The organism is Photobacterium carnosum, assembly GCF_021236965.1.
GTDB lineage: Bacteria > Pseudomonadota > Gammaproteobacteria > Enterobacterales > Vibrionaceae > Photobacterium > Photobacterium carnosum.
In genome coordinates this window covers 157,672-183,252 of the sequence record NZ_WMDN01000007.1, presented here as the reverse complement: position 1 = coordinate 183,252, position 25,581 = coordinate 157,672, and the positions used below count along the sequence as shown (strand labels likewise).

Here is a 25,581-nt window from a genome sequence, read left to right as displayed (position 1 = left end):
TGCTTGCGCCGCTGTCCGTGTCAGTGAGGTCGCATTATAGGGAGATTTTTGATCCTGACAATTGTTTTTTTACAAAAAAAAATCGTTTGAACATTTTTTGTTCAAAACGATTTAATTTGGTTTAAATTATGTCTTTTTAGCGATGATAGCTGTTGTTTAATCAAATTCACTGTATTTAGAGATAGCAGTCTTTAGAGATACCGCTTGCGAGTCACCACGGCGATCATCCCAACCGACCTTTACATCTATTGTTCTTAATGCTCCTGACAATTTAGGAGACGAAACATCACATATCAATGAAAATCCGCTACTCATTGCTATATCTTCCATACAATATGTAGGATCAGCCATACTCGCAAAAGCAATCAATCCAGTAGCACCACTGATATTACTGGCACGGGTTTGATAAAACTCCATCTGCGCTTCTGCTATATGAAGTGCATCTAAAGTCTTTAATGCGTTTTCTGCTTTTACTTCCATATAGGCTTGCATCTTAACCAAACCCAATACGCCAACAGAAAGTACACCAAGAGCAATCACTACTTCTAATAAGCCAAAGCCTGTTATTTTTTTGATATTAGAAGTCATGCCAAGATCCTTGCTGCCACGATAAATTACTTAAATATTTACCAGATTTCCCTTCATTATAAGCAGGAATTATTGCACCAAAAAATTTAATGGTTCGATTTGGAGCATCGATCCCTATACCTCCATCTAAAGTTAAAGATGTATATGTATACAGAGCCATATTATCGTGTTTACCATTTATAATATCATCTTTAAGTAACTCACCTGTTCCAACACCTATAGACGTATTACTATCAAAAAAATCTTCCCAACCATCCCTTATGTTAAAAGATGGTTCAATATACTGATAAATAAGCCCATCAATATAAGGAAGAGCATTAACTGTAAATAGACCATTAAAAATAACTAATTGAATTGCTTCGTCATTAGTATCAAAATTCTTAGAACCTAATATATCTCCTGTAAGAGCGCAGCTACCATTAATCCAAAAACGTCTAATATCATTATTATAAGCAACTTTAACTTTATCACTACAGTTAATAACCCAGCCATCAGCTGTCTTCTCACTGAGTGACTCTCCTAATACGATACCTAATGGATCCTTTCTAAACTCTTCTTTAACAGAATCAGCATCAGAAATTTCTTTACCAAAAATATTTTTAAATATATTCGTTGTTTGATTCTCTAAAATATCGCCGCCTTTAACGTTTGTTGCATTATTTATTGGCTTATTTACATCAAAGTAATTGGATTTATAATTATTATTACAAATAAATGGTACAACTCCTGAAGAATAACCAGGATATGAGACAGCTGGACCACTTGCATGTCCTTTGCCATCATAATCCAAAGTAAAAAAATGCTCATCTCCGCCGCTTTCAGATGCAGTAAATGTTACCGTTCCTCCTGAAATAATAGAGCGACACTTATACTTACCATCAGCAGCAATACTATTTGTTTTATTTGGAACAAAATGCTGAGATCCCGTTAATTCGACTGATGCACTCGTTTCTAAGGTACTTGAAATCCCCACACCACCATAATTAATCGACTTAGAAACATCATGCTTTATTACTGCATTAGAATAATGACTAATTAATTCATACTCTGGTTGATCAATAGTTAATGGAGAATAACCAATGCTAAGCTCTGATATTGGAGCTAATACAGTGCATTTTTTACTAAAGGTAGGATCTGTAGGACGTATATTTTTTTGCTTTAGTTCTACAAACCCACACTCTAGCCCACCTTCAGCAGCCCAATGCGCTTGTCTCGCTAAGACTTCATTTTGAGTGCGCTTAATCTGATAGAATAAATTCTTATATGAAGCTAATGAAAATAACAACGCCACTATTAATAACATGCTAGTAATTAATAATGTCGTCATCCCTGACTGTTGATGTTTATTCATTATTGCCAATTCCTTGTTTTAATCTGAATCGACTTCGCGGTACTTACTGAATCATCATTTTTTAAATGTGCAGCAAGCGTTATTTTAATTAATTGACTGGTCGCACTGGCTGAACTTATTGGTGTATTTTCAATTTTAAATTGATTTACAGAGATCTGCTTATCATAAATTAACGAATAAGATCGATCTGTAGATAAAGAGCATACATTTGCTATCGTTTTTACTGCCGAAGATACGCGATAAACTAATTTTTTATCTTTTTTGTTATACATTACTTCATTATATCGACGCCCATCAGGAGCATCATAAGCGTAAGATAAGCAGTTATTATCAGGATTTACATAGACAACATTACTTGCCCCTGAAATTATCAAACTTGAAGCACCACTCGACACATACCCTGCTCGCAGTACATCTTCTTTAATTAGTCGAAAAGCATCGTTGACATCTTGTTGAAGCAACAATTCTAAGGATCGCTTATTTGCAGCTTGATAACCGGATAAAAAAACAGATCCCACAACACCAATGGCAATTAAACCCACTGATGAGGCTATGAGTAATTCAATTAAGCTAAAACCTTGATTAGCACTCTTCATAAGTACCCAACTTTTCAGAACCAGCTTCTAAGCAGGTATAAATACGCCCAGTAATAGTATAAACCGTTGTTTTTAATTTATAGTCACCAATGCTATAACGATAACTACCATTAGCACTTGGTTTACCGTAAATAGGATCAAAATAGAACTGTTTTAAATGCGAGCTATTAGTTATTGATATTTTACTAAAAGAAGTTGATTTTATTGTTGAGAAAACGGGAGTTCCAGCCTTTAATGATGATGTTATGTCCCATGAAACTGCCGATCGAGGAGACATATTTGGCGCAGTGCTTTTAACATAAACCTCCGCCCCACGCATCACCGCTTCTGATTTAGCTTGCACCAATAACCACTCTATTTCTGTCGCCAAGCGTTTAATTTTATTAGATTCAATTAATCCATTAAAACTCGGGGCTGCCATTGCAATAACAATGCCCATGATCACAACCGTGAACACCAATTCCAGCAGCGTAAATCCCCGCTGACTGTCACCGTTATGATGTATGTAATGAAAGTGCGTGATAATTTCTCGAGCCATTCCCCAAATCCCTATTAACGTCATTCTGATCCCTAAGAACAACTTGCTTCAGAGTTTATCACCACCGCAAAATAGCAGAATAAGGATATCAACCAGTTATCGAGGCAACTCGAATATTTAAGAGATTACGGAAGATGATTAAACAAAAAGGCGTGACGCTGATCGAAATGTTGATTGTAGTAGCAGTCATTGGAGTATTAACAGCCATTGCTTACCCTTCATATCAATCGCATGTATTGAAGGGGCATCGTACTCAGGCTATGGGGGATATGATTATGATCCAACTGGCTATGGAAGATAAACGTACAGGGGGAAAGGCTTATTCAGATTTTAATGATCATACCCATACTGAAATTGAAACTGACCTTTGCGGTAATTGCGCAAATGGAGAACGCTATAGCTATAATATTAGTGCGTCTGACGCAACATACACCATTACAGCAACACCAAAAATAGTACAAGAATCAGATGAGTGCTCTGAGCTAAAGCTAAATCAAACGAGTAAAGGCTTGCCTGAGCGTTGTTGGTAATATTTTCACTGACTTCTTTTGTGCTCAAACGCGTGATAAGTAGATCACGGATAGCTCGTACCTCTCTTCCGAGATGACGGATAATAACCCACATTATTTCCTTTATGATGAGGGGCTTAGTTCTACTTATTCCATTAATTAAGTGGTCATATTTAAAAAGCTAGATTCCCTATCGCCCTTGATGACATTCACTGTAGGGAATGACGATATTGAGCCACAAAAAAACCGCTACTAGCATTCACTAATAGCGGTTTTTATTTATTCTTTTTTACAACTGATTAGTTGGTTAAATCGTCGAAAAACTTTTTCACACCGTTGAAGAAACCTTCAGATTTTGGCTTGTGCTTACTCGCATCTTTGCCACTAAACGTTTCTTCCAGTTCTTGCAGTAATTCTTTTTGACGCTTACTTAAATGTACTGGTGTTTCAACCACCAATTTACAGATAAGATCACCGCGTAAACCACCACGAACAGAATCAACACCTTTACCACGCATACGGAACATACGGCCCGTTTGCATTTCAGCCGGTACTTTTAAGCTTACACGACCATCAAGGGTTGGTACTTCAACTTCACCACCTAATGCTGCCATTGTGAAACTTACAGGCACTTCACAATGTAGATTATTACCTTCACGCTGGAAAATGTGGTGTTCTTTAACATGAACTTGAACATACAAATCACCCGCTGGTGCACCGAGTTCTCCAGCTTCGCCTTCGCCAGTTAAACGAATACGATCGCCAGTATCAACACCCGCAGGAATTTTAACTGATAGCGTTTTAGTTTCTTCTACACGGCCTTCACCATGACACTTACTGCATGGATCTTTGATAATTTGACCACGACCATGACAGTGTGGACAAGCTTGCTGAACCGCAAAGAAACCCTGACGCATCTGTACTTGTCCAGCACCATGACAGGTACTACACGTTGTTGCAGATGAACCTTTTTTAGCGCCTGAACCGTCACAGCTATCACAACCAACTAATGTGGGTACACGGATTTCTTTCGAACAACCGCGAACAGCTTCTTCCAACGTTAGTTCCATGTTGTAGCGAAGATCTGATCCACGCTGTGCGCGTTGTTGACGACGACCACCGCCACCACCAAAAATATCACCAAACACATCACCAAAGATGTCACTGAAATCTGCACCGCCGCCGAAGCCGCCGCCACCGCCCATACCACCTTGTTCAAAGGCTGCATGGCCGTGTTGATCGTAAGCAGCGCGTTTTTGGGCGTCTGTTAGAATTTCATAAGCGTATTTCACTTCTTTGAATTTCTCAGCAGATTCCGCATCACCCTGGTTACGGTCGGGGTGGAACTTCATTGCTAAGCGTTTATAAGCTTTTTTAATGTCACGCTCACTTGCGTCACGAGCCACACTTAACACTTCGTATAAATCACGTTTCGACATAACTTGATTGTCACCTAGCTAGATATAGTTACGGGCGTTAGAGTAACCTCAAACGCCCGTAATTTAAACAAGATGTTAATTAATAGATATTAATAACGTCTTATTTGTTGTCTTTAACTTCTTCAAACTCAGCATCAACAACATCGTCGTCTTGCTTAGCTTGTTGCTCGCCAGTTGCGCTATCAGCTTGTTGTGCTTGCGCTTTTTGTTGAGCAACTTCCATTAGCTTTTGAGATGCAGCAACAAGCGCTTGAACTTTCGCGTCGATTGCTTCTTTATCTTCGCCTTTACGTGCTTCTTCTAGTTCAGCAATAGCAGCTTCGATTTTTGCTTTCTCATCAGCAGGAAGTGCATCACCAGCTTCTTCAATTTGCTTACGAGTACCGTGAACAAGTTGGTCAGCTTGGTTACGAGCAGTTACTAGCTCTTCAAACTTCTTATCAGTTTCTTTGTTAGCTTCAGCTTCCTGAACCATCTTCTCGATGTCAGCATCGCTTAGGCCGCCAGACGCTTGGATAGTGATCTTCTGCTCTTTACCAGTAGTCTTATCTTTTGCTGAAACGTTTAGGATACCATCGGCATCAAGGTCGAAAGTTACTTCGATTTGAGGCATACCACGTGGTGCAGCTTGAATACCTTCTAGGTTGAACTGACCAAGAGACTTGTTGAAGCTCGCTTGCTTACGCTCACCTTGAATAACGTGGATAGTTACCGCGTTTTGGTTATCTTCAGCAGTAGAGAACACTTGGTTCGCTTTTGTTGGGATAGTTGTATTCTTCTCGATAAGTTTAGTCATCACGCCGCCCATGGTTTCAATACCAAGAGACAATGGAGTAACGTCTAGAAGAAGAACGTCTTTAACTTCACCAGCAAGTACACCAGCCTGAACAGCAGCGCCTACAGCAACAGCTTCATCAGGGTTAACGTCTTTACGTGGCTCTTTGCCGAAGAATTCAGTTACTTTAGCCTGAACCATTGGCATACGAGTTTGACCACCAACAAGGATGATGTCGTTGATGTCGCTAACAGAAAGACCAGCATCTGCAATAGCTACTTTTAGTGGCTCAAGAGTACGTTGAACTAGATCTTCAACTAGTGCTTCTAGTTTCGCACGAGTCACTTTAACGTTCATGTGCTTAGGACCCGTTGCATCAGCTGTGATGTAAGGTAGGTTCACATCAGTTTGCTGTGCAGAAGACAGTTCGATTTTCGCTTTTTCTGCTGCTTCTTTTAGACGCTGCATTGCTAGCGGATCGTTCTTAAGGTTGATACCTTGGTCTTTTTTGAATTCGTCTACTAAGTAGTTGATTAGACGTGTATCAAAGTCTTCACCACCTAGGTGTGTATCACCATTAGTTGCTAGAACTTCAAATGTCTTCTCGCCATCAACTTCATCGATTTCGATGATTGAGATATCAAATGTACCACCACCAAGGTCGTAAACAGCGATAGTATGATCACCGCCGCTCTTATCAAGACCGTAAGCAAGTGCTGCTGCTGTTGGTTCGTTGATGATACGTTTAACATCTAGACCTGCGATACGGCCAGCATCTTTTGTTGCTTGACGTTGTGCATCGTTAAAGTATGCAGGTACTGTGATAACTGCGCCAGTTACTTCCTCACCAAGGAAATCTTCAGCAGTTTTCTTCATTTTCTTAAGAATTTCAGCAGATACTTGAGGAGCAGCCATTTTTTGGCCTTTCGCTTCTACCCATGCATCACCGTTATCAGCCTTAACAATTTTGTAAGGCATGATTTCAAGATCACGCTGAACTTCTTCGTCTTCAAAACGACGACCGATTAAACGCTTGATAGCGAATAATGTGTTTTCAGGGTTTGTTACCGCCTGACGCTTTGCAGGTTGACCAACTAGCGTTTCGCCATCTTGCGTGTATGCAACAACTGATGCTGTTGTACGCTCGCCTTCTGCATTTTCAATTACACGTGGCTTACCGCCGTCTAATACAGCTACACAAGAGTTAGTTGTACCTAAGTCAATACCAATGATCTTACCCATCAGACAATCTCCGAAATTCGTTATATGTTCTTAACTATACCCAAAATCATAAATGGGTTAGCGGTTCGGGATAACCCCGTGACAAATACATTTAATGTCTTATGACTACTAAATAAGGCCGCCAGATTACTTTTCAAGGGGAGATCCCAAAAAAAATGCAAAAAAATAAAAAAACCCACCGAAGTGGGCCTTATTTTGCGACATTATCAAGTAAACCTTGATTCCCTTATCACAAATTACGCTTGAGTATTCACATTACCTGCAGCGGCTTTTGATACCATTACCATTGCTGGACGGATCACACGGCCATTTAGCTCGTAACCTTTTTGCATTACAGCCATCACTGAATTGGGTGCAAAATCAGCACTTTCTTGCATAGCCATTGCTTGATGGAATTCAGGATTAAATGCTTCACCTTGTGGATCAATCACTTTTAAACCAAATTTGCCAACAGTTGATGTCATTGTCATCAATGTTAGTTCAACACCTTCCATCATTGCTTTAGTTGCTTCGTTATTCTTGTCGGCCATATCAATAGCGCGCTCAAGGTTATCAATAACTGGCAATAGTTCTTCAGCAAATTTGTTTAATGCGTATTTACGTGCTTTGTCCATTTCTTGCTCAGAACGACGACGAACGTTATCGCTTTCAGCACGAATACGTAAAGCCATATCTTTCACTTCGTTCACTTCAGCATCTTTTGCTAATAAAGCAGCTTCTAGTTCTGCAATACGAGCTACGTATAACTCTTGCTCAGATTCAACAAACTCACCCTCGACAGCTTCGACTTCAACAGCTTCGACTGCATCGTTTAGCTGCTCATCCTGTACATTGTGTTTTTTGTTAGTCATGCGTTGGTTCTCCGCCAAGATAAAAGGGGTTTTATTCACTTAGTAGCCTTATTGGATAAGCGCCACTTTTTAAATAGTCTTGAGCATATTATGGGGATGAACTTCAATGATTCAAGCCAATATTGACAACAAACCACGACAAGTTGTTTTTTCTAAGGCTATACTGACCTACCATCATTTGTCGGAACAGGGACATGAAGCGTATTTTTGACACTATCGCGTTAATTGGCAAACCACGTAATCCTGAGGCATTGCAAACGCATACTAGCCTTTATGAATGGTTAACCGCACAAGGTTATAACGTGTTAGTCGATCATCGATTAGCCAACGATATTGACGTACCTGAGCATTGCTTTTGTGATTTACTCACCATTGGCGATAAAGCAAATTTAGCAGTTGTTGTAGGTGGTGATGGCAACATGCTAGGTGCTGCTCGCGTATTATCACGGTTTGATATTTCAGTGATTGGCGTTAATCGCGGTAACTTGGGGTTCTTGACTGATCTTGATCCTGAAGATTTTGAGCAACAACTCGCGCTCGTACTTGCTGGCGAATTTATTAAAGAAGATCGATTCTTACTTGAAGCCGAAGTGCACCGTCATGGTCAAATTAAAAGTCGTAATTCAGCCTTAAACGAAGCTGTGCTACACCCTGATAAAATTGCCCACATGATCGAATTCGAAGTCTATATTGACGATTGCTTTGCGTTCTCACAGCGTTCTGATGGCTTAATTATTGCGACACCAACAGGCTCAACAGCCTATTCACTTTCTGGTGGCGGCCCAATTTTATCAACCAGTTTAAATGCCATCACACTGGTGCCAATGTTTCCCCATACTTTATCATCACGGCCATTAGTCGTAGACGGTGATCGTTGCATCAAGCTACTCGTGTCGCCCAATAATGGCAGCACCTTAGAAGTTAGCTGTGATGGCCAAGTCTCGCTTCCCGTAAGCCCTGGCGATGAAGTTCATATTTATCAAAGTGAAGATCGTCTGCAATTAATCCACCCTAAAAATTACAGTTACTACAATGTACTACGTAGAAAATTAGGTTGGTCGAGCCGATTATTTTAAGACCACAACGCCCCTCTTCCCTTAGACCAGCACATTTTAGTGGCTGGTTTTTTTATAGCTGCACAAAAAGTTAACCTAAGTCACATTTCATCTAAATAATTATCACCTCAGCACTTTACTGGTTGTGGATACAGTATATACTGTATGAAAAAACAGGTGTTGATTTAAACAGGTGAACACAATGCTCGCGCATATGACGATCTCTAATTTTGCTATTGTCAAAACTCTTCAATTTGAACTAAAACCAGGCATGACCACCATTACAGGTGAAACTGGTGCAGGTAAATCTATTGCAATTGATGCATTAGGTTTGTGTCTTGGTGATCGTGCTGAAGCTTCAATGGTAAGGCCGAATGAAGATAAAGCTGAAATTTCAGCGTCATTTTTATTGGCAAACAACCAAGCAGCTCGACGTTGGCTCGAAGATAACGAACTCAGTGATGGTGAAGAGTGTATTTTGCGCCGAGTGATCACCAAAGAAGGCCGTTCACGTGGCTTTATTAACGGCAGCCCTGTTCCCGCATCACAACAAAAAGCGTTAGGGCAACTGCTGATCAATATTCATGGTCAACATGCTCACCAACAATTAATGCGCCCTGAATATCAACAACAAATGCTTGATCAATATGCAGGTCATCATTTATTAATCAATCGTACTCGCAGCGCCTATCAACGTTGGCGTCAAGCGCATAACGAGCTAAAGCGGTTAACCCAAAGCCGTGATGAGAACGAAGCGCAAAAACAATTACTGCAATACCAAGTCAAAGAACTCGATGAATTAGCCTTAGGCGAAGAAGAGTTTAGTGAAATTGAAGAAGAGCATAAGCGCCTGTCAAATTCAGGTGAGCTCGCGATTTCAAGCCAAACAGCACTGTCGGTTCTGTATGACAATGACGATGGCAATGCACTGCAACTATTACAACTCGCTTGCCAAGAGGTAAACAACCTTGGTGAATATGACAGCAGTTTAAGTGCGATTCCACAAATGCTTGAAGAAGCAATTATTCAAGTTCAAGAAGCTAGCCAAGAATTACGTAGCTACCTTGATAACTTAGATATGGACCCTCATCGGTTAATTTACCTTGAAGAGCGCTTAACTAAAATCATATCGATGGCACGCAAGCACTATGTAATGCCAGCAGAGCTTTACCAAAAGCACCATGACTTACTGAAAGAACTTGAAAACCTTGATTGCAGCGATGAACGTTTAGAAGACATGGCAGCTAATGTTGAATGTTTACGTCAGCAATGTATTGAAGCCGCTGAAAAATTAAGCAAAAGCCGCCAGCGTTACGCTAAAGAGTTAGATCAAAAAATCACCGAAAGTATGCATATGTTAAGTATGGAGCACGGTGAATTTGAAATAGCACTGACAAGCGATCCTGATCGCATGTTAAGCCCGCTAGGCTACGACAGCATTAATTTCTTAGTATCAACGAACCCAGGCCAACCGTTACAGCCATTAGGCAAAGTGGCATCGGGTGGTGAGCTTTCCCGTATCTCACTCGCGATTCAAGTGATCACTGCTCAAAAAGTTGAAACCCCAAGTTTGATTTTCGATGAAGTCGATGTCGGCATCAGTGGCCCAACAGCGGCTATTGTCGGCAAAATGCTACGAAAGCTCGGCAAATCAACCCAAGTTATGTGTGTGACTCACTTACCGCAAGTCGCAGGTTGTGGTCATCAACAAATGTTTGTTGCAAAAAAAACCACTGATGGTCAGACAGAAACCCAAATGCGCCCATTAAGTACTGATGATCGTATTGCAGAGCTAGCACGCCTATTAGGTGGCAGTGAGATTACTGAGCGCACTCTCGCAAATGCAAAAGAACTGCTGGTTACGGCTTGATTTAATTTCGCATCTTGCGCGAATATGAAATAAACTAAAACATTGATGCAACTATTGCCATCAGCAGTAGTCGAATATCAGAATATATTACTTTTTTTCTTTACCGCTTTTTACTTCTGCCAAGACCTTGTTTATCATCGCAGCAGTTAAAGCTAAAAAGCCAGGATGCTATGAGTTGGAAAAACATTGCAGCCCTAACCTTAGTGTTGGGCTTACTTAGCGGCTGTTCGGTCGCTGAACGTTTGGTTTATCGTATTGATATTGACCAAGGTAACTATGTAGAACAAAAAAGTGTTAATACCTTGCGTGTTGGCATGACGAAAACACAAGTTCAATATGTACTGGGTACACCTATGTTAGTTGATCCAAGTTACCCCAATACATGGAACTACATTTTCTACGAACAAAATGGTCATGATAAGCCAGTTCAAAAGAACTTGTTCTTAACCTTCAACCAACAGGCACAGCTTGTTAGTATGAAAGGTGATTACAAACAAGGTCCTAACTTCATGGATCCTATGAATTAATTCTATTCATAGAAAATGGTTGTTTTCAAAGTAATAAAAAAAGCTCGCTAATGGCGAGCTTTTTGTTGTCTGCAAGAAAATAAATATTACTTTTCTGCGTCTTTTTTCGCTTGTTCTGCGCGCTTACGGCGGATCTCACGCGGGTCAGCCACTAACGGACGATAAATTTCAATTCGATCGCCATCACGCGCGGTCGCATCTAATTTCACATTACGGCTGTAGATACCAATTTTATTGATATTCAAATCAATCTCAGGATACATAGTTAATATCCCTGATTGCTCGATGATCGCTTGAATAGGCGTTTCAGCAACAACCGCCAGCTTTAACACCCGCTGTACGTTGGGCAGTGCAAAAACAACCTCAACATGAATTAAGGGTTGATCAGAATGCATACACTTCTCTTGCTCGCTGTGTGAACGCCTGCACCATATTACCGGTCAGATCACGAAAAATTTTACCAAAGGCAATATCAATCAGCCCACTGGTAAATTCAAACTCTAAGTTTAATTCAATTTTACACGCTGTCGCATCAAGTTCAGTAAATGTCCATCCACCAACTAATTTTCGAAAAGGACCATCCACCAACTGCATTTGAATCTGGTTAAAATCAACCAATTTATTATGCGTCACAAATGTTTTGCGTATACCCGCCTTAGCAACATCAACCGAGGCCATCATATGGCTGGCTGAACTCTCAATGATTTTACTGCCTGCACAGCCGGGTAAAAACATCGGGTAAGATTCAACATCATTCACCAAGTTAAACATTTGTTGTGCGCTAAAAGGCACCAGTGCCGAACGGCTAATTTGTGGCATAGTTTCTCCTTCATCGAACACATCCTCACCCTGAAGATAAAATCTATTCGTTGCGTTTAGTCAATGATACCATTACTGGGCTATCGACCAAAATAACAGTTACCATCAAGCGGTATTATGGTAACGTCCATAGCTTATTCGACCAGAAAAATCACTGATATTAGATTTTGTTCTGGGACTGCAACAATGACTCTACGAGGTCAACATGGCTAAAAAACCAAAGCAAAGTAGCAATACTATTGCCAAAAATAAAAGCGCTCGTTTTGAATTTTCCATCGGCGACGAATACGAAGCCGGAATGGTACTACAAGGTTGGGAAGTAAAAGCCATCCGTGACGGTAAAGTAAACATGACTGAAAGCTATGTTTTCTTACGTAACGGTGAAGCCTTTATTTCAGGCTTAACCATTGCACCATTAAATGCAGCATCAACCCACGTTGTCGCTGATCCAACTCGTGTACGTAAGCTATTGCTTAACCGTCGTGAACTGAGAAAAATAGAAGATTCAGTGAACCGCGAAGGCGATACTATCGTGGCATTGGTGATGTACTGGAGCACTTCTTTCGTAAAAGTGAAGATCGGTACTGCACGTGGTAAGAAACTGCATGATAAACGCGCTGACAGCAAAGCCAAAGATTGGCAACGTGATAAAGCCCGCATCATGAAAGGTAGTAACCGTTAAGCTACCTATGCAACATGATGTTAGCATTTGAATAGTAATCAATCACTTGGTCAATAAATTATAATATAGTTATTGACCTTGTTAAATATTCTGCTAACATCAATCGCATCTGGGGCTGATTCAGGATTCGACAGGATCACGAAGGCTTGTGGAGCATGTCGAGGTGCGGTTTGCCTCGTTAAACAACCGCAAAAAAATAGTCGCAAACGACGAAAACTTCGCACTAGCAGCTTAATACCCTGCTGAGAGCGCTCCTGCCCTAGCTTCCGCTTGTAAGACGGGGATTAACAGGGGTTCAAACCCAAACGAGATAGCGAGGGATTCTTTGACTAGAGAGATGAACCGCGAAATAGAATTCTGGTATGTATTTGCATAGCGTGTCAATTCGCAGTGACGATACGAGAATAAAGATTGACTAAGCATGTAGCGCCATCTGTTAGACTGATTTTGGACGCGGGTTCAAATCCCGCCAGCTCCACCAAATTCGTATACGAACGTACCTTCGGGTACTTGGGAAGCCCGTTGAGTCAATGACTTAGCGGGCTTTCTTGTTTTTAGACGTAACGTGAATAGCTAGAAAAGGAGACGAACTGTGGTACATAGATGATATACAACAGAGAAAAATAACATGCATCTATATCGTCGTGGTAAAAGCGGTGTCTATTACTACCAACGTCGTGTGCCTGATTTAATCAAGCAATACTACAATAATAAAACCCACATCAAGTTCTCGCTACAGACCAACAATGCTATTGAAGCAAAACGTCTAGCGTCTATTCATTCTGCACGTTTGGCTTATGAGTTTACTCAATACGAATCATCTGTATCTCAACATACATCAGTACCACCAGCAAAGATTTCTCGTTTAGCGTTGATGACAGCGAATAGTTGGTTGTCTCTAGTTAAAGATGCTGCACAGTCTATTGAAGACCAACCAGATAATGTTATTGATTCTTTCCTTATTGGATTAGATGAAGAACAATACTTAACTGCCTCTACCGTTGATAAATACAAAGATAAAGTTAATGTAAAGTCATTTGAACAAGACTTAATATGGTCAAATGTTCTAAATACTATGTCGTCAGAACAGCAGTCATTAGTTACTGGCTTACCGCTTAACCAGAAAATTAAGCTATTCCAATTAATTGCAAAACACACCCATCCATTGTCTCTGCAAGTGCAACAGGAACTTTTACAACTATATCCTGATCTTGCAGCAGTACATCCTTATGATCTTCCCAAAGAACTCCCAACGCTTGAAGACGCTTGTAATCAATTCCTCAAGAATAAACACGCTGAAAAACCAATGAGCCTCAAGCTTGAACAACGTTACTTATCTGCATTTGAGTCATTACAAGCATTAGTAAGTAAAGATTGCATGCTAAATCTTATTACTCGCTCCCATATCCGTGAATTAAGAACGCTGCTGTCTAAACTACCGACCAATATCAAAAAGAAACCTGAAACTCGTAATCTATCGTTATGTGAGGTCTTTGAATTAGTCCAAGCAAATAAACTCATCCACTTACCATTACTATCTGTTACGTCCATTAACCAACGACTAGAAGCTTTAAACTCACTATTCCAATTTTGTATTCAAGAATCATGGTTAACAGTTAATCCTGCCGAGAAGATCCGAGTACAGAAGACTGTAGCGAATAAAGATATGCGCCTACCCTATTCACCAGAGTTATTGGATAAGCTGCTACAGCAAACAGAGAACACAGAGCACTATTGGACTGTACGCTTAGGATTATGTGGTCTACGAATGAATGAGATCGTACAGCTAACACCAAATGATATTAAACAGTCATCAGATAGTGTCTGGTTTATTGATATAAATAAGAATGATGGTAAGGCTGTTAAAACACTATCTTCAATCCGTCAAATCCCTATCCCTAACCGTTTACTGGAACTAGGATTCATTGAATTTGTTACGCACTGTACGACAGCTACCTTATTTAATGTTCAAGTATCGAAGACAACAGGCTACCGTTCAGATGTATACAGTAAACGATATGCCTACTTTACTAAGTGCCGTGACCTAAAAGCAGACAAGGTTTCATTTCACAGCTTACGCCATAATTTTAAAGACTATGCGTTAATGGCTGATCTACCAGAAGCCGCTTACAAGCAGTTAGGTGGATGGACAGATGATAGTGTAAGTGCCGCATATGGATCTGGATATACCATTAAGAAGCTATCTGATTATATAAATAGCCTGCCATATCTTCAAAGTTTCTAAAGCAAAATCATGTTCTTATTTTTGTTTAATTTATTGTTTGTTAACTGGACATACTGACTAGAGGTTAGGGACTGAAAGCCCATAGGGTGTAGACTGTATGTCTATACCCTAATTTGCGATCTAATAACAATGCGTAAGACCTCTACTCAATTTGAAATTACAACTGCACTCTTAAGAACATCAGCAGATGAGCTTGGTATTACTGCAACAGAAAAAACAGTTCTTGTTACTATGAGTACCTTTCTCCCAAATATTGCATGTAGCCATTCAAAAGTTGCATTGTTATCTGGTCTCTCTACGAAAACAGTTCAACGTTCTATTGCTAACCTTGTTAAAGCTGACCTCTTAAAAATTACATCGCTATTTGATAATCGATTAAATAAAGCTTGTTCTTATATTCTTGGTAGTAAGTTACAATTAACTTCAGATGATAAAAACATTGATCTTTCATGGTCAATTATTCAAACCCCAACACATAGCTTCTATAAATATCGTTGTTATTGGACAAGTGAACAGGCAGCAGAAGAAGCAAAACGGAGAACATCTTAGTCATGACGCAAATAGCAGGATGGATATACGCAACAGACGGTACTGCATTTTCTTTAGAAAAAGATTCTTCAGGTAAAACTTGGTTAGTAAGTGCCGATGAAGAGCGTATCTGCGAAATGTCTCTTGAAACGTTTAAAGAATTAGAACGAGATGTGATTCATACTGTTCGTTATCCAAAACTTGATTCATTGCTGGTTAAAAATGCTATCCAACAATTAAAATCAATCTAGTAATAGATGAATCTATAGCGGACTAATGTTTGTCCGCATCGATTTAACTCTAACTATTGATATCATCAAAAAGTCCACCAGCAGAAGTAATGAAATGACAATTATTCAACTCTTTTATTTATATGCCCATCCACTCTAGTAATCTATTGTAATAAGAACTAGTAAACTTATTTCTATGCCTTTTTATTCATTGCTGTCTTGTAATCTTTAATTTTAAATATATTAGCGATTACCTTCAGTGTCAGCCCTTGCTCAGCCATCATCATAAATGCCGTCATGGCATTATTTAGTTTATCTTGTCCTTCAGAATTTAAGAGATTGCGCTCTACGCTTGTAATCCCATTACCAAAGGCTATTTGGTTAACCAAACGCTGCATTTCACGTATATATTTCTGCATTTTATCTATAAAACTCATAGCTGACAGGTCGGCTTTAGCTGCTTCAGTAGCTTTCTTTTTCACGAACCTCTCATAGTCAAATTGAGGTTTTCGTTTCGAGTTCCAAACCATTAAATAGCCGACTAGCTTTTCCATATTAATGAAGTAATCACGGACTGATTGACCTTCTTGTGTTCGTGTCTGCATGGCAATAGATTTAGCTGCATCAACTGTTAGTAGGTAATCAATGCTAGGTCGTCCACCAAGGTTTTTATCTTCAAAGGTATTAACCTCTGGAATGGTTGTGATGCAGTAATCTGATTGGCTTAGATATTCTAATTTAGGCTTTAACCATTGGCTAAAGGTTTTCTTTATCTTTAATTGTGTATGAAGTGTTCGGGCATTTACAACCGGATTTTGCTCCATAAGTCCATGTTCGGATAAACAAGGTAATTTGGTGCGGTACTTTCTCAGTGTTGTCCACAGAGAGCCAAGACCAAGTTCGATTAGTAGCTTTTGTGAGATATTGTTCGCGGTAATGTATTGAGGATTGATAACTGTTAATGTGTTCATTTTGATTTCCATTTATTAGGTACGCACTAAGTCACACCCTTGCCAGTACTAATGCTATGGAAATATAGCTAAGGCAAAGTGCGTACTTAATAACGCATTAGTTAGATTTGATTGGTTAGATGTGAATGACCTTGTGAGTGGTCATCCATTGGTGGGTATATATTTTTGAATCCCTAGTGCAAGTTTATTATTGAGTGGAATTTTTAAGACTCGATTAGGTTGCTAAACAATGTGTGAGGAAGACACTTTTATTATCAGGATATACATAAAATATAGTCAGTGTGGGTAGGTATGTTAAGTGCATGGGTATATGATCTTTTAATCCTTAAATATACTTAATAAGTCTGCGAAAGTTTCTTATGCAAATTAATTTAATTAACTTATTATTTATCCCAGCATATATAGCTAGTGCTAATTACTAACAATATACAATTACGTCATAGTTCCTAATTTACTCAGTTGTAGTGGTCTATCATCGATGATGAGTTATGTACTCGTTAACAAGAAAAGTCTTAGCATTACCTTTTATTTTCTTCATCCATAGGACAACCTAATTGGTTAGTGTCTTAGAGATATACTTTAAGAATACTTAGAGATTGAGTTAATTCTCTCCTTCCCTAGTGCAAGGAAATAGAATCATCCATTCTTACCATCACTTCACCACGCCCTGTACGGCTCTGTGATAAGTTATAGGCTAAAATTGTATTACGGTTACACATAAAACATTGTAGTTAGCCATACAGGAGTCATTTGAACCACTTACGTATTGCAGACAACAATTAATTATTAAACAGGGAGTGATACAGACACAATTAACCTTGCTGCTTAATGAAACGGTACAATGTAGCAACACCAATACCATTAGCCTTAGCTGCTTTCTCTTTGCTTAGACCTTTATCAATATCAGCTACAGCAGCCTTACATGCCTTGATAGTCTTATCTGATTGCTGCTTACCTTTGTACTTACCCTCAGCCTTTGCACGTTCAATACCAGTACGCTGTTTGTCTAGTATTTCTTCACGTTGCATCTCAGCCACAGCAGCCAGTGTGGTTAGAACTAACTTACCCATTGAGCTTGTTACGTCCATCATCCCTAAGTCTTGTACATAGACCTTAACAGCCTTGTCTGTCATCTCAGCAATGAAGTCTAATACCTCTCTCGTGTTACGACCTAGACGGCTAACAGACAGCACTAGAATTGAATCTGAGGGCTTTACTGTAGAACGTAGGGCATTCAGTTGTTCACGGTCTAATGTCTTGCCAGAGATCTTCTCAGCGTAAACGATAGCATCTTCCCAACTTAGTTCACTCTGTAACTTCTGTACTTGCTGCTCTACGTTCTGGTCGGTAGTAGACACACGAGCATAAATGAACCGCTTCCCACTAACCACCTCAGTGATAGACTCTGCTTCCCACAGTGCTAACTCTTTACGCATCTCAACAGCACCATGATAAATAGTTATACCAGTATCAGTACGAGTTGCTTCAATCTTATCAGTCTTTGTTATCTCTACGATTAAGCCATTACTCAAATCTATAGTAGTTACGTGGTCTTTCTTAATATCACGAGCATTAAAGTATTTAGTCATTGTTATTATCTCAGGCATCTATCATTAAAGTATCCTTACGATAAACCCATCATATAAGTCTTGTCAATATTAAATGATAGTGTATCTATCACATATCAATAGACCATACCCTTATGATAGATAACAATCAGTAATGATTATATTGTCATGATTAATTGATGGGTACGGTCTTAATTTCTTGGACGGGGGTATTCTCAGCTAATACCTATAGATATATCTACTCAGAAATTTTTGCTCTAAATTACAACATCGTCCTTAGAACAGTCAAAAATGCACATTTAATAAATAAGAATATATTTCTTTATAAAACAACAAGTAAATATTAAACTAATTGTATATAACCACTTGATTTATATCTATATCAGAGATTTCTATGCAATTATATATTCATGATGTTGGTCTAAAAGGATCAACGACTGACTTTCCAAAAACTATAAATAGTAATATATCAATACAAAAAATCACTGAACATGTACCCGATAATTTAAAACAAGAAGTATATGAAACATTAATTACTAAATTTCCTAATGGCTTTTGTAATGCATGGGGAGTTCCACTAGGAGCTAGTTCTGTGATTAATAAATTAGCAATTAATGATGTAATACTTTTAATTAAAACAACAGGTGGAGATGGTGAGATTCCTGCATTATGTCATGTTCAAGGGTTTTGGAGAGAACCATTATTAGAGCTATCAGATTTTTTATGGGGAAATACTCACTTCCCATATGTTTTCTTTTTTAAAACTGAAGATATAAAGCTAACTTGGTTCCAACTAAAAACTGACTTAGGATATAAGCAAAATTACAGACCTAGCGGTCAAGTTTCTAGAGTAATAGAATCTCGTCTGACTGACTTTGGCGGTGTGAATGCCTATGTTGATATGTTGAGACATGGTATTGAAAGACCATCATTAAAAGATATTGAAGAAGAAGAAAACGAACAAAATAATGAATATGAAGAAGGTGAACGTAAAACTCGTGAATATTCCTACTTTAAACGAAATCCTAAATTAGCCATCTCAGCAAAGAAACATTATGGCTATACCTGTCAAGCATGTGGATTCAACTTCCAATCTGTATATGGCGATATAGGTAAAGAGTACATTGAATGCCATCACTTAAATCCGCTTTCAGAGAGAGATGAAACTTTCGTATCAACACTGAAAGACGTCTGTGTTTTATGCGCTAATTGCCACAGAATGATCCATAAGAAAAAACCAACTATCTCATTAGATGTATTAAAAAGTACGATAAATAAGGGAACTGAACCAGCATCCAGATGAGGAACTGAACTGAGGTACATTTTAAAATTGACACTGTACAACACCTTATCATTAGTTCATATTTAACATACAGTTAAATACGTATCATCTGTGTACTGTACTCATCCCGCCAGCTCCACCAAATTCGTATACGAAGACATCCTAGGATGTCCTAAAAGCCTCCTAAACCATTGGTTTAGAGGGCTTTTTTGTATCTGTAAGATTCTAAGACGTCCAGTAGCATCTTTGATTTATAGGTACACCAATGGGTACACTGCTATAACGATGTTTATTTGGTGTACCCATTATGGCAAAAGTAACTACTCGGCTTACCGATAAAGAAATCAAATCAGCAAAAGCAGCAGACAAAGAATACAATCTATTTGACGGTGGAGGTCTTAGGCTTCGAGTCAAACCAAATGGTGCAAAACATTGGCTGTTGAACTACTACCGCCCCAATAGCAAAAAGCGGGCAAACCTAAGTCTAGGTAAATACCCCGATCTCTCACTCGCTATCGCCCGTAAGCTATCTCAAGAAGCGCGTGAACTCCTCGCCCAAAATATCGACCCTCAAGAAGATAAGAAACGAAAACAACAAGAACACAAAATCATTCATCAACACACTTTGCTTAATATCGCTAAAGAATGGTTTGAAATTAAGCAAGGTGACATTACGCCTGACTATGCTGTTGATATATGGCGTTCACTTGAGCTACACATCTTCCCCAACCTATCAAATACACCAATTAAAGACATCACTGCGCCTTTGATCATTGAACAACTCAAACCGATTGAAGCAAAAGGTAGTCTCGAAACGGTGAAACGATTAGCGCAGCGTTTAAATGAGATTATGGATTTTGCGACCAACTGTGGTTTAGTTACTGCGAACCCATTAACAGGTATTAAAGCTGCTTTCAAAAAGCCTAAAAAAGAAAACATGGCATCATTAAAATCTAATGAATTACCTGAACTCATTAATGCGATTGCTTATGCCAGTATCAAACGAACTACACGCTGCTTAATTGAATGGCAATTACATACTATGACACGACCATCTGAAGCGGCAGGAACTCGCTGGGATGAAATAAACCTAGAGACTAAAATATGGACTATTCCACCAGCTCGCATGAAAAAACGTCGTGAACACCGTATTCCACTAACAGAACAAGCTATCACCCTATTGGAAATAATGAAGCCCATTAGTCAACATCGGGAATTTGTTTTCCCAGCAGACAGAGATCCGAAAAAGCCATGTAATAGCCAAACGGCAAACATGGCATTAAAGAGAATGGGATTTGCAGGAAGGTTGGTTAGTCATGGTTTGCGCTCACTTGCAAGTACGACACTTAACGAACAAGGTTTTGAGGCTGATTTGGTCGAAGCAGCATTAGCGCACGTTGATGATAACCAAGTACGCAGTGCTTATAACCGCACAGATTATTTGGAAAGACGTATTCCAATGATGGTTTGGTGGAGTGGACATATAGAAGCAGCCGCATTGGGCAGTCTATCTATTACAGGTACTAAACAGTTAAAAGTGATTTAATACGATTGTTTAGTCTCACACGAGGCTAAACAATTCTTTCATCAATTATCCCATAGCCCCTCACAAATGCTCACAAAACAACCAAACAGTAACATTAGTCAAAAATAAATAGACGACAGTTCAACTCCCGAAATACACTAATAATATAATCCAACAACGTCCAACCACATCCAACCACTTCCTAAGTTAAAAATAAAAACATTAAAAAACATTAAGTTAATGAATAACACCACATATTGACACTGCCTTTTTACGGGTACACCATAAAATCAATCAAACAAAATGGTGTACCTATTATGGCTAAAATAACAACTCGACTAAGCGATAAAGAAATCAAAGCAGCAAAGCCAAAAGAGAAAGAATATATGCTCTCTGATGGTGACGGATTACGTGTAAGAATAAAGCCTAATGGTTCAAAGCTATGGCTGCTTAATTACACTCATCCAACAATACGCAAACGCACTAACTTTGGATTAGGTAAATACCCTGAGGTGTCACTTGCTAATGCGCGCAAAATCGCTTTAGGTGCGAAAGCACTTATCGCTCAAGGCATCGACCCACAAGAGAATAAGAAACAGCAGCAACAAGAACAACAAGCTACCCACCAGCATACTTTGTTTAATGTGTCTCAAGACTGGTTTGCTATCAAACAAGATGACATCACTGCTAATCATGCTACCGACATATGGCGTTCACTTGAGCTACATATCTTTCCTAACTTGGCAAATACACCTGTTAAAGCAATTACCGCCCCAATGGTTATTAAGTTACTAAAGCCTATCGAAGCCAGAGGTAGCCTTGAAACTGTAAAACGATTAGCACAGCGTTTAAATGAAATAATGGATTTTGCAACCAACTGTGGTTTAGTTACTGCGAACCCACTAACGGGCATTAAAGCTGCATTCAAAAAGCCCAAAAAAGAAAACATGGCTTCCCTACAACCGAGTGAATTACCCGAACTCATTAATGCCATTGCCAACGCCAGTATAAAACGCATCACTCGTTGTTTAATAGAATGGCAATTACATACTATGACTCGTCCATCAGAGGCAGCAGGCGCTCGCTGGGACGAAATAGATTTAGATGCAAAAGTCTGGACGATTCCACCAGCAAGAATGAAAAAACGTCGTGAGCATCGTATTCCATTAACTGAACAAGCCATTGCCCTATTAGAAATCATGAAACCAATTAGTGGGCATCGAGAATTTGTGTTTCCATCAGATAGAGACCCATTAAAGTCGTGTAATAGCCAAACAGTAAATATGGCATTAAAGCGAATGGGATTTGAAGGAAGATTAGTAAGCCATGGTCTACGTTCACTCGCAAGCACTACACTCAATGAACAAGCCTTTGAAGCTGATTTAGTCGAAGCTGCATTAGCGCATGTAGACAGTAACCAAGTACGTAGTACCTATAACCGTACCGATTACTTAGAAAGACGCATTCCTATGATGGGCTGGTGGAGTGAGCATATAGAAAATGCTGCACAAGGTAGCCTCTCTGTTACAAGTACTCTAGCATTACAGGCAACAGCAATTTAATTCACTTGAAGTCGCCAGTAATACTGGTGACTACTTAACTATATCAAAACACGTTTTGGACAAAACCTTATTACGAATTTCATGAGTCTGAAAAGTTTCAGATAGCCTCTGTTACGGAAAGTATTCTAATTAGCTACATTTCACTCATCTACTACAATGTGCTTTTGCTTACAACACTGAAATAAAGTCGAATACCATAAGATGTTCGGCTTTTTCTATATTAAAATTCAACGTATTATATTAAAAACAAAATTAAACCATCATATAGAGTATCAGTATGAATGATATAACAGATCAAGAAAGTGAATCGTATCCGATAAATGAATTTCAACTAACAACCACACCAAATGATTTCAACATATCGACAATCATTTCTTTTATAAGCTCGAAAGTTTTTAAGATACCAGCGTTTCAAAGACACTATGTATGGGACATAAAAAGAGCATCAAAACTAATTGAATCTCTTTTAATTGGTTTACCAATCCCTCAAATATTCTTATATGAAAGCGGTAAAAATGAGTTTTTGGTTATCGATGGCCAACAGCGTTTGATGACTTTATATTACTTTGTTAACGGTCGCTTTCCTAAAAAAGAGAAGCGTTCAGAATTAAGAACCATTTTTGATAAACAAGGCCATATTCCTGATGAAATTATGCAGGATGATACTTATTTCCAAAGGTTTAACTTAAGGTTAGATGGCTTAGTTGATGGTCAAGATAATCGTTTTAATGGCAAAAATTATAAAACGTTAGGTGACAACCAAATGGCTCTCAACCTTGCAACAATCAGAAATATGATCATTAAGCCAGTTACAAAAGATGATGAAGAAGATGGTGCTATGTTCGAGATATTTAATCGCCTGAATAGTGGTGGTATGAACCTTACACCGCAAGAAATTAGAATGAGTTTGTATCATTCTAATTTTAATGTCAGCTTGATTAAACTAAACGAAAATGACGTTTGGCGTAACGTGATTTTGGGGAAAAACATAGTAGATATGAGACTTAATGATGTTGAAGCTATACTTCGCACGCTAGCAATGGTTCATTGTCGTGAAAAATACAAAACTACAATATCTGGTTTTCTTAATTCATTTTCCAACGCAACGAAATCGTTTACTCAAGAAGATACTGACTTCTTTAAAGAACTTTGGAATAGTTTCATGCTTGCATGTGATGGCCTGAAAGTAGAAGACTTTAGAACTGGTGCTAATCGATTGAGTATAACTCTATTCGAGTCTGTCTTTTATGCTGCATGTCGCTCATCTGTCGAGCAAAGAATAGTAGCGGTACCACCGATAACCTCTGAATATTTGGCTATTTTAAAAGCTGACCAAAAGTTTATCGAGGCGAGTACTGATAAAACAACCCGCAAAGAGAGCGTGGTAAACAGAACTGACCGTGCGAGAGATTTACTACAGGAATTTATCAATGCCCAGTAATGATTCAGGACATACAGCTATTGCTGCGCTCTTCAATGATTACAGCGATAACTATGCATTTCTGATGAACAATAACCAAGTCAGTATTGCCAATGATTATAAAGCTCAATATTCCAAGGTAATGTTGTTATCTACTGCAAGTTACTTTGAAAATAAGATTATTCAAATTATGCTTGATATTTTGAACCCGAATATGTGCTTAATAAACTATGGATTCATGAAAACCAAGGCTCTAAAGCGGCAGTACCATACACTTTTTAACTGGGATCAAGACAATGCTAATCAGTTCTTTTCGTTGTTTGGTTCTGAATTTAAAGAATTTATGAAAACAAAGTTAAGTGAAGATGCAGCTCTTAATGAAAGTATTCGTGACTTTATGATTCTAGGTTCTACAAGAAATAAGTTAGTACACGGAAACTATGCGACGTTTCAGTTAATATTCACTGCGGAAGATATTTTTGCTAAATTCGAAAATGCAATTAAATTTGTCGATTTGCTGATACCTTTGAGTCAAGAGTTTAGGGCAACTCGATAAAACTTAAATATAGCCCGTTTTATACGGGCTTTCAATTACGAAATATCACAGTTATTTACAATAATTAACATCATAAAGTAAATGATTTTTATTTAAAAAAGGGATATTAATAGAATATGTATGAGTTTTGATTTTAACGTCTTTCGGGATGGAAATACGATAGTCTAACAATTAGGATTCGAGTTGTTCCAATGCCTTTTTACTGTTGCAATACTAATCCCTAATTCTTTAGCCACATTACTTTGTGATAATCCACCAGCTTTTTTTTCTTGTACTGCGATGGTCGTATTACGAGCTTTTGGTCTACCCAACTTCTTACCCTGAACTTTTGCCCGTTCAATCCCTTCTTTGGTTCGTTCTCTTATGCGATTCCGTTCAAACTCAGCAAAGGCTGCAAACATTTGTAGCATTAGCTTTCCTTCAGCACTGGATAAATCGGCAACGGGTAAATCTAAGCAAACGACCTTAACCCCTTTTTGGGTTAATACATTAATCGTATTTTGTACATCAATATTGTCACGCCCTAAACGGTCTAATTTTAAAACGACTAACATATCACCCGTTTCCATTTGGTGATTAATAAGCATTTTAAATTGCTCTCGCTTCATTGCTTCAATTGAGCCTGAAACCGTTTCACTTACAATACGAGAATCAGAGACTTCATAACCTTTTTGACGAATAGCAATAATTTGGTTTTGTGTTGTCTGTTCTGTTGTTGATACTCGACAATAAGCAAAAATACGCATCTATGTTTAATTCCATCTGAATTGGTGTCATAAATTATAGTATCATTTAAAATAAGTATCATAAATGTTATACCCTATATTATTGATACCAGTTTAAGTAATAAAA

Annotated in this window: 25 protein-coding genes and 1 other RNA gene; 14 read left to right on the top strand and 12 right to left on the bottom strand. The window is 38.7% G+C overall.

Features of this window, described 5'->3' with window-relative positions; genetic code table 11:
- Window positions 1-156: 156 nt before the first annotated feature.
- The 4 genes from GLP24_RS09345 to GLP24_RS09330 are packed head-to-tail and all read right to left on the bottom strand — an operon-like array spanning window position 157 to window position 3,073.
- Window positions 157-588 (bottom strand): type IV pilus modification PilV family protein, encoded by a 432-nt coding sequence (locus GLP24_RS09345; protein WP_232615913.1) that lies wholly within the window; start codon window positions 586-588, stop codon window positions 157-159.
- Window positions 578-1,939: a hypothetical protein gene (locus tag GLP24_RS09340; protein WP_232615912.1), complete on the bottom strand. Its 1,362-nt coding sequence runs from the start codon at window positions 1,937-1,939 to the stop codon at window positions 578-580. Before GLP24_RS09340 ends, GLP24_RS09345 begins: the two co-directional genes overlap by 11 nt.
- Entirely contained in the window at window positions 1,939-2,535 is a 597-nt protein-coding gene (locus GLP24_RS09335) for a PilW family protein (protein WP_232576019.1), read from the bottom strand. The genes GLP24_RS09340 and GLP24_RS09335 overlap by 1 nt, the downstream gene beginning before the upstream one ends.
- Window positions 2,522-3,073: a GspH/FimT family pseudopilin gene (locus tag GLP24_RS09330; RefSeq protein ID WP_232615911.1), complete on the bottom strand. Its 552-nt coding sequence runs from the start codon at window positions 3,071-3,073 to the stop codon at window positions 2,522-2,524. The genes GLP24_RS09335 and GLP24_RS09330 overlap by 14 nt, the downstream gene beginning before the upstream one ends.
- Before the next feature lie 134 nt (window positions 3,074-3,207).
- Between GLP24_RS09330 and GLP24_RS09325 the strand changes: the two genes are divergently transcribed.
- The gene (locus GLP24_RS09325) at window positions 3,208-3,603 is read left to right on the top strand and encodes a type IV pilin protein (RefSeq protein ID WP_269154981.1); all 396 of its coding nucleotides are present in this window, start codon (window positions 3,208-3,210) and stop codon (window positions 3,601-3,603) included.
- 278 nt (window positions 3,604-3,881) lie between these two features.
- On the opposite strand, the gene dnaJ is transcribed toward GLP24_RS09325, so the two are convergent.
- From dnaJ to grpE, 3 genes are all read right to left on the bottom strand, one after another.
- Window positions 3,882-5,021, bottom strand: a complete 1,140-nt coding sequence (gene dnaJ, locus GLP24_RS09320) for a molecular chaperone DnaJ (protein ID WP_232603213.1) — start codon at window positions 5,019-5,021, stop codon at window positions 3,882-3,884.
- A 100-nt stretch (window positions 5,022-5,121) separates the two neighbouring features.
- The gene (gene dnaK / locus GLP24_RS09315) at window positions 5,122-7,038 is read right to left on the bottom strand and encodes a molecular chaperone DnaK (protein WP_232615910.1); all 1,917 of its coding nucleotides are present in this window, start codon (window positions 7,036-7,038) and stop codon (window positions 5,122-5,124) included.
- 236 nt (window positions 7,039-7,274) lie between these two features.
- Window positions 7,275-7,889, bottom strand: a complete 615-nt coding sequence (grpE, locus tag GLP24_RS09310; RefSeq protein ID WP_101768323.1) for a nucleotide exchange factor GrpE — start codon at window positions 7,887-7,889, stop codon at window positions 7,275-7,277.
- A 194-nt stretch (window positions 7,890-8,083) separates the two neighbouring features.
- On the opposite strand from grpE, the gene nadK reads away from it, so the two are divergent.
- From nadK to bamE, 3 genes are all read left to right on the top strand, one after another.
- Entirely contained in the window at window positions 8,084-8,965 is an 882-nt protein-coding gene (gene nadK / locus GLP24_RS09305; RefSeq protein ID WP_101768204.1) for an NAD(+) kinase, read from the top strand.
- Window positions 8,966-9,146: 181 nt separating this feature from the next.
- On the top strand, window positions 9,147-10,814 hold the full coding sequence (recN, locus tag GLP24_RS09300; RefSeq protein ID WP_232615909.1) for a DNA repair protein RecN: 1,668 nt from the start codon (window positions 9,147-9,149) through the stop codon (window positions 10,812-10,814).
- A 170-nt stretch (window positions 10,815-10,984) separates the two neighbouring features.
- Entirely contained in the window at window positions 10,985-11,341 is a 357-nt protein-coding gene (bamE, locus tag GLP24_RS09295) for an outer membrane protein assembly factor BamE (RefSeq protein ID WP_036795911.1), read from the top strand.
- 86 nt (window positions 11,342-11,427) lie between these two features.
- Here the strand turns inward: bamE and GLP24_RS09290 are convergent, their stop codons facing one another.
- Both GLP24_RS09290 and GLP24_RS09285 read right to left on the bottom strand, forming a co-directional pair.
- On the bottom strand, window positions 11,428-11,736 hold the full coding sequence (locus tag GLP24_RS09290; RefSeq protein WP_152653749.1) for an RnfH family protein: 309 nt from the start codon (window positions 11,734-11,736) through the stop codon (window positions 11,428-11,430).
- On the bottom strand, window positions 11,726-12,160 hold the full coding sequence (locus GLP24_RS09285; RefSeq protein WP_152653748.1) for an SRPBCC family protein: 435 nt from the start codon (window positions 12,158-12,160) through the stop codon (window positions 11,726-11,728). Before GLP24_RS09285 ends, GLP24_RS09290 begins: the two co-directional genes overlap by 11 nt.
- A gap of 205 nt (window positions 12,161-12,365) precedes the next feature.
- Here GLP24_RS09285 and smpB point away from each other — a divergent pair, with 205 nt between their 5' ends.
- The 5 genes from smpB (at window position 12,366) to GLP24_RS09260 (ending at window position 15,866) form a co-directional block, all read left to right on the top strand.
- Window positions 12,366-12,842, top strand: a complete 477-nt coding sequence (smpB, locus tag GLP24_RS09280) for an SsrA-binding protein SmpB (protein ID WP_101768207.1) — start codon at window positions 12,366-12,368, stop codon at window positions 12,840-12,842.
- A gap of 111 nt (window positions 12,843-12,953) precedes the next feature.
- Window positions 12,954-13,323, top strand: a transfer-messenger RNA (tmRNA) gene (gene ssrA, locus GLP24_RS09275).
- Window positions 13,324-13,470: 147 nt separating this feature from the next.
- Window positions 13,471-15,087, top strand: a complete 1,617-nt coding sequence (locus GLP24_RS09270; RefSeq protein WP_232615908.1) for a DUF6538 domain-containing protein — start codon at window positions 13,471-13,473, stop codon at window positions 15,085-15,087.
- A 129-nt stretch (window positions 15,088-15,216) separates the two neighbouring features.
- Window positions 15,217-15,636, top strand: coding sequence for a hypothetical protein (locus tag GLP24_RS09265; RefSeq protein WP_232615907.1), 420 nt, complete (start codon window positions 15,217-15,219; stop codon window positions 15,634-15,636).
- A gap of 2 nt (window positions 15,637-15,638) precedes the next feature.
- Window positions 15,639-15,866, top strand: coding sequence for a hypothetical protein (locus tag GLP24_RS09260; RefSeq protein ID WP_232615906.1), 228 nt, complete (start codon window positions 15,639-15,641; stop codon window positions 15,864-15,866).
- A gap of 173 nt (window positions 15,867-16,039) precedes the next feature.
- Here the strand turns inward: GLP24_RS09260 and GLP24_RS09255 are convergent, their stop codons facing one another.
- Together GLP24_RS09255 and GLP24_RS09250 are read right to left on the bottom strand one after the other, a co-directional pair.
- On the bottom strand, window positions 16,040-16,816 hold the full coding sequence (locus tag GLP24_RS09255; protein WP_232615905.1) for an antA/AntB antirepressor family protein: 777 nt from the start codon (window positions 16,814-16,816) through the stop codon (window positions 16,040-16,042).
- Between the two features lie 812 nt (window positions 16,817-17,628).
- Entirely contained in the window at window positions 17,629-18,405 is a 777-nt protein-coding gene (locus tag GLP24_RS09250; RefSeq protein ID WP_232615904.1) for a recombinase family protein, read from the bottom strand.
- A 373-nt stretch (window positions 18,406-18,778) separates the two neighbouring features.
- On the opposite strand from GLP24_RS09250, the gene GLP24_RS09245 reads away from it, so the two are divergent.
- The 5 genes from GLP24_RS09245 to GLP24_RS09225 all read left to right on the top strand — a co-directional run bounded on the left by GLP24_RS09245 (window position 18,779) and on the right by GLP24_RS09225 (window position 24,729).
- Window positions 18,779-19,687, top strand: coding sequence for an HNH endonuclease (locus tag GLP24_RS09245; protein ID WP_232615903.1), 909 nt, complete (start codon window positions 18,779-18,781; stop codon window positions 19,685-19,687).
- 286 nt (window positions 19,688-19,973) lie between these two features.
- Complete coding sequence (locus tag GLP24_RS09240; protein WP_232615902.1) at window positions 19,974-21,212, top strand: integrase domain-containing protein; 1,239 nt, start codon at window positions 19,974-19,976, stop codon at window positions 21,210-21,212.
- Between the two features lie 296 nt (window positions 21,213-21,508).
- Window positions 21,509-22,753 carry an integrase domain-containing protein gene (locus tag GLP24_RS09235; RefSeq protein ID WP_232615901.1) on the top strand — a complete coding sequence of 415 codons (1,245 nt, stop codon included), beginning with the start codon at window positions 21,509-21,511 and terminating at the stop codon, window positions 22,751-22,753.
- Window positions 22,754-23,030: 277 nt separating this feature from the next.
- Window positions 23,031-24,194 carry a DUF262 domain-containing protein gene (locus GLP24_RS09230; RefSeq protein WP_232615900.1) on the top strand — a complete coding sequence of 388 codons (1,164 nt, stop codon included), beginning with the start codon at window positions 23,031-23,033 and terminating at the stop codon, window positions 24,192-24,194.
- Window positions 24,184-24,729, top strand: a complete 546-nt coding sequence (locus GLP24_RS09225) for a HEPN domain-containing protein (protein ID WP_232615899.1) — start codon at window positions 24,184-24,186, stop codon at window positions 24,727-24,729. The genes GLP24_RS09230 and GLP24_RS09225 overlap by 11 nt, the downstream gene beginning before the upstream one ends.
- A 164-nt stretch (window positions 24,730-24,893) precedes the next feature.
- On the opposite strand, the gene GLP24_RS09220 is transcribed toward GLP24_RS09225, so the two are convergent.
- The gene (locus GLP24_RS09220; RefSeq protein WP_232615898.1) at window positions 24,894-25,475 is read right to left on the bottom strand and encodes a recombinase family protein; all 582 of its coding nucleotides are present in this window, start codon (window positions 25,473-25,475) and stop codon (window positions 24,894-24,896) included.
- Window positions 25,476-25,581 lie beyond the last annotated feature (106 nt).